Source organism: Pseudomonas pichavaramensis, from assembly GCF_050473265.1.
GTDB lineage: Bacteria > Pseudomonadota > Gammaproteobacteria > Pseudomonadales > Pseudomonadaceae > Aquipseudomonas.
On sequence record NZ_JBJKFJ010000029.1, the window covers coordinates 1 to 4,545 of the forward strand.

Genomic DNA, 4,545 nt, shown 5'->3' on the forward strand with positions numbered 1-4,545 from the left:
GGTAGAGGGTAGTGGAATTTCCTGTGTAGCGGTGAAATGCGTAGATATAGGAAGGAACACCAGTGGCGAAGGCGACTACCTGGACTGATACTGACACTGAGGTGCGAAAGCGTGGGGAGCAAACAGGATTAGATACCCTGGTAGTCCACGCCGTAAACGATGTCAACTAGCCGTTGGAATCCTTGAGATTTTAGTGGCGCAGCTAACGCATTAAGTTGACCGCCTGGGGAGTACGGCCGCAAGGTTAAAACTCAAATGAATTGACGGGGGCCCGCACAAGCGGTGGAGCATGTGGTTTAATTCGAAGCAACGCGAAGAACCTTACCTGGCCTTGACATGCTGAGAACTTTCCAGAGATGGATTGGTGCCTTCGGGAGCTCAGACACAGGTGCTGCATGGCTGTCGTCAGCTCGTGTCGTGAGATGTTGGGTTAAGTCCCGTAACGAGCGCAACCCTTGTCCTTAGTTACCAGCACGTTATGGTGGGCACTCTAAGGAGACTGCCGGTGACAAACCGGAGGAAGGTGGGGATGACGTCAAGTCATCATGGCCCTTACGGCCAGGGCTACACACGTGCTACAATGGTCGGTACAAAGGGTTGCCAAGCCGCGAGGTGGAGCTAATCCCATAAAACCGATCGTAGTCCGGATCGCAGTCTGCAACTCGACTGCGTGAAGTCGGAATCGCTAGTAATCGTGAATCAGAATGTCACGGTGAATACGTTCCCGGGCCTTGTACACACCGCCCGTCACACCATGGGAGTGGGTTGCTCCAGAAGTAGCTAGTCTAACCGCAAGGGGGACGGTTACCACGGAGTGATTCATGACTGGGGTGAAGTCGTAACAAGGTAGCCGTAGGGGAACCTGCGGCTGGATCACCTCCTTAATCGAAGACTTCAGCTTCTTCATAAGTTCCCACACGAATTGCTTGATTCACTGTAGAAGACGATGCTGTAACGCGGCGACCCTGTTATAGGTCTGTAGCTCAGTTGGTTAGAGCGCACCCCTGATAAGGGTGAGGTCGGCAGTTCAAATCTGCCCAGACCTACCAATTCAGGTGCAGATGCTTACGGGGCCATAGCTCAGCTGGGAGAGCGCCTGCTTTGCACGCAGGAGGTCAGCGGTTCGATCCCGCTTGGCTCCACCATTACAGCATGATCGTAGAGAGTTCAGAAATGAGCGCTTCAGGTAGGTTACCTGTCGAGTGCTGATTTCTGGTCTTTTGACCGGTAATAATCGTTCTTTAAAAATTTGGATATGTGATAGAAGTGACTAACGGTGTGTATCACTGCACAGCGTTAATCAAGGCAAAATTTGTAGTTCTCAAGACGCAAATTTTCGGCGAATGTCGTCTTCACGATTGAGACAGTAACCAGATTGCTTGGGGTTATATGGTCAAGTGAAGAAGCGCATACGGTGGATGCCTTGGCAGTCAGAGGCGATGAAAGACGTGGTAGCCTGCGAAAAGCTTTGGGGAGTCGGCAAACAGACTGTGATCCAGAGATCTCTGAATGGGGGAACCCACCCGGCATAAGCCGGGTATCTTGTACTGAATCCATAGGTGCAAGAGGCGAACCAGGGGAACTGAAACATCTAAGTACCCTGAGGAAAAGAAATCAACCGAGATTCCCTAAGTAGTGGCGAGCGAACGGGGACTAGCCCTTAAGTTGGTTTGAGTGTAGTGGAAGGCTCTGGAAAGTGCCGCCATAGTGGGTGATAGCCCCGTACACGAAACGCTCTTATCAATGAAATCGAGTAGGACGGGGCACGAGAAACCTTGTCTGAACATGGGGGGACCATCCTCCAAGGCTAAATACTACTGACTGACCGATAGTGAACCAGTACCGTGAGGGAAAGGCGAAAAGAACCCCGGAGAGGGGAGTGAAATAGAACCTGAAACCGTATGCGTACAAGCAGTGGGAGCCCACTTTGTTGGGTGACTGCGTACCTTTTGTATAATGGGTCAGCGACTTATATTCAGTGGCGAGCTTAACCGAATAGGGGAGGCGTAGCGAAAGCGAGTCTTAATAGGGCGCTTTAGTCGCTGGGTATAGACCCGAAACCGGGCGATCTATCCATGGGCAGGTTGAAGGTTAGGTAACACTGACTGGAGGACCGAACCGACTACCGTTGAAAAGTTAGCGGATGACCTGTGGATCGGAGTGAAAGGCTAATCAAGCTCGGAGATAGCTGGTTCTCCTCGAAAGCTATTTAGGTAGCGCCTCGTGTATCACTGCTGGGGGTAGAGCACTGTTTCGGCTAGGGGGTCATCCCGACTTACCAAACCGATGCAAACTCCGAATACCAGCAAGTGTCAGCACGGGAGACACACGGCGGGTGCTAACGTCCGTCGTGAAAAGGGAAACAACCCAGACCGTCAGCTAAGGTCCCAAAGTTATGGTTAAGTGGGAAACGATGTGGGAAGGCTTAGACAGCTAGGAGGTTGGCTTAGAAGCAGCCATCCTTTAAAGAAAGCGTAATAGCTCACTAGTCGAGTCGGCCTGCGCGGAAGATGTAACGGGGCTCAAACCATACACCGAAGCTACGGGTTCATCCTTTGGATGAGCGGTAGAGGAGCGTTCTGTAAGCCTGTGAAGGTGAGTTGAGAAGCTTGCTGGAGGTATCAGAAGTGCGAATGCTGACATGAGTAACGACAATGCGAGTGAAAAACTCGCACGCCGAAAGACCAAGGTTTCCTGCGCAACGTTAATCGACGCAGGGTTAGTCGGCCCCTAAGGCGAGGCAGAAATGCGTAGTCGATGGGAAACGGGTTAATATTCCCGTACTTCTAGTTACTGCGATGGAGGGACGGAGAAGGCTAGGCCAGCACGGCGTTGGTTGTCCGTGTTTAAGGTTGTAGGCTGGTTTCTTAGGTAAATCCGGGAGATCAAGGCCGAGAACTGATGACGAGCGTTCTTTTAGAATGCGAAGTGGTTGATGCCATGCTTCCAGGAAAAGCTTCTAAGCTTCAGGTAACTAGGAACCGTACCCCAAACCGACACAGGTGGTTAGGTAGAGAATACCAAGGCGCTTGAGAGAACTCGGGTGAAGGAACTAGGCAAAATGGCACCGTAACTTCGGGAGAAGGTGCGCCGGTGAGGGTGAAGTATTTACTACGTAAGCCCATGCCGGTCGAAGATACCAGGCCGCTGCGACTGTTTATTAAAAACACAGCACTCTGCAAACACGAAAGTGGACGTATAGGGTGTGACGCCTGCCCGGTGCCGGAAGGTTAATTGATGGGGTTAGCGCAAGCGAAGCTCTTGATCGAAGCCCCGGTAAACGGCGGCCGTAACTATAACGGTCCTAAGGTAGCGAAATTCCTTGTCGGGTAAGTTCCGACCTGCACGAATGGCGTAACGATGGCGGCGCTGTCTCCACCCGAGACTCAGTGAAATTGAAATCGCTGTGAAGATGCAGTGTATCCGCGGCTAGACGGAAAGACCCCGTGAACCTTTACTATAGCTTTGCACTGGACTTTGAGCTTGCTTGTGTAGGATAGGTGGGAGGCTTTGAAGTGGGGACGCCAGTTCTCATGGAGCCATCCTTGAAATACCACCCTGGCAACCTTGAGGTTCTAACTCTGGTCCGTTATCCGGATCGAGGACAGTGTATGGTGGGTAGTTTGACTGGGGCGGTCTCCTCCCAAAGAGTAACGGAGGAGTACGAAGGTGCGCTCAGACCGGTCGGAAATCGGTCGTAGAGTATAAAGGCAAAAGCGCGCTTGACTGCGAGACAGACACGTCGAGCAGGTACGAAAGTAGGTCTTAGTGATCCGGTGGTTCTGTATGGAAGGGCCATCGCTCAACGGATAAAAGGTACTCCGGGGATAACAGGCTGATACCGCCCAAGAGTTCATATCGACGGCGGTGTTTGGCACCTCGATGTCGGCTCATCACATCCTGGGGCTGAAGCCGGTCCCAAGGGTATGGCTGTTCGCCATTTAAAGTGGTACGCGAGCTGGGTTTAGAACGTCGTGAGACAGTTCGGTCCCTATCTGCCGTGGACGTTTGAGATTTGAGAGGGGCTGACCTTAGTACGAGAGGACCGGGTTGGACGAACCTCTGGTGTTCCGGTTGTCACGCCAGTGGCATTGCCGGGTAGCTATGTTCGGAAAAGATAACCGCTGAAAGCATCTAAGCGGGAAACTTGCCTCAAGATGAGATCTCACTGGGAACTTGATTCCCCTAAAGGGCCGTCGAAGACTACGACGTTGATAGGTTGGGTGTGTAAGCGCTGTGAGGCGTTGAGCTAACCAATACTAATTGCCCGTGAGGCTTGACCATATAACACCCAAACAATCTGCCCTCGAAGCAGAGGGTGTCGATGGTGAAGTCGACAGAAAGCCGAAAATTTGCGAGAGCTACAAGCCTCTATCACGTATCCAAGGGATAGCGTCCATGACGAGATCCCAACCGAATTGCTTGACGACCATAGAGCGTTGGAACCACCTGATCCCATCCCGAACTCAGTAGTGAAACGACGCATCGCCGATGGTAGTGTGGTGCTTCACCATGTGAGAGTAGGTCATCGTCAAGCTCCTATAC

At 52.1% G+C, this 4,545-nt stretch carries 2 tRNA genes and 3 rRNA genes; all 5 read left to right on the forward strand.

Annotated features, from left to right (window positions below):
- Nucleotides 1–884: ribosomal RNA gene (locus ACJRW5_RS24810) — 16S ribosomal RNA — on the forward strand; the annotation flags it as partial.
- 88 nt (nt 885–972) lie between these two features.
- Nucleotides 973–1,049, forward strand: a tRNA-Ile gene (locus ACJRW5_RS24815).
- Nucleotides 1,050–1,069: 20 nt separating this feature from the next.
- Nucleotides 1,070–1,145: transfer RNA gene (locus ACJRW5_RS24820), tRNA-Ala, on the forward strand.
- Nucleotides 1,146–1,391: 246 nt separating this feature from the next.
- A 23S ribosomal RNA gene (locus tag ACJRW5_RS24825) occupies nt 1,392–4,284 on the forward strand.
- Between the two features lie 137 nt (nt 4,285–4,421).
- Nucleotides 4,422–4,537 (forward strand): 5S ribosomal RNA (gene rrf / locus ACJRW5_RS24830).
- Nucleotides 4,538–4,545: the final 8 nt, after the last annotated feature.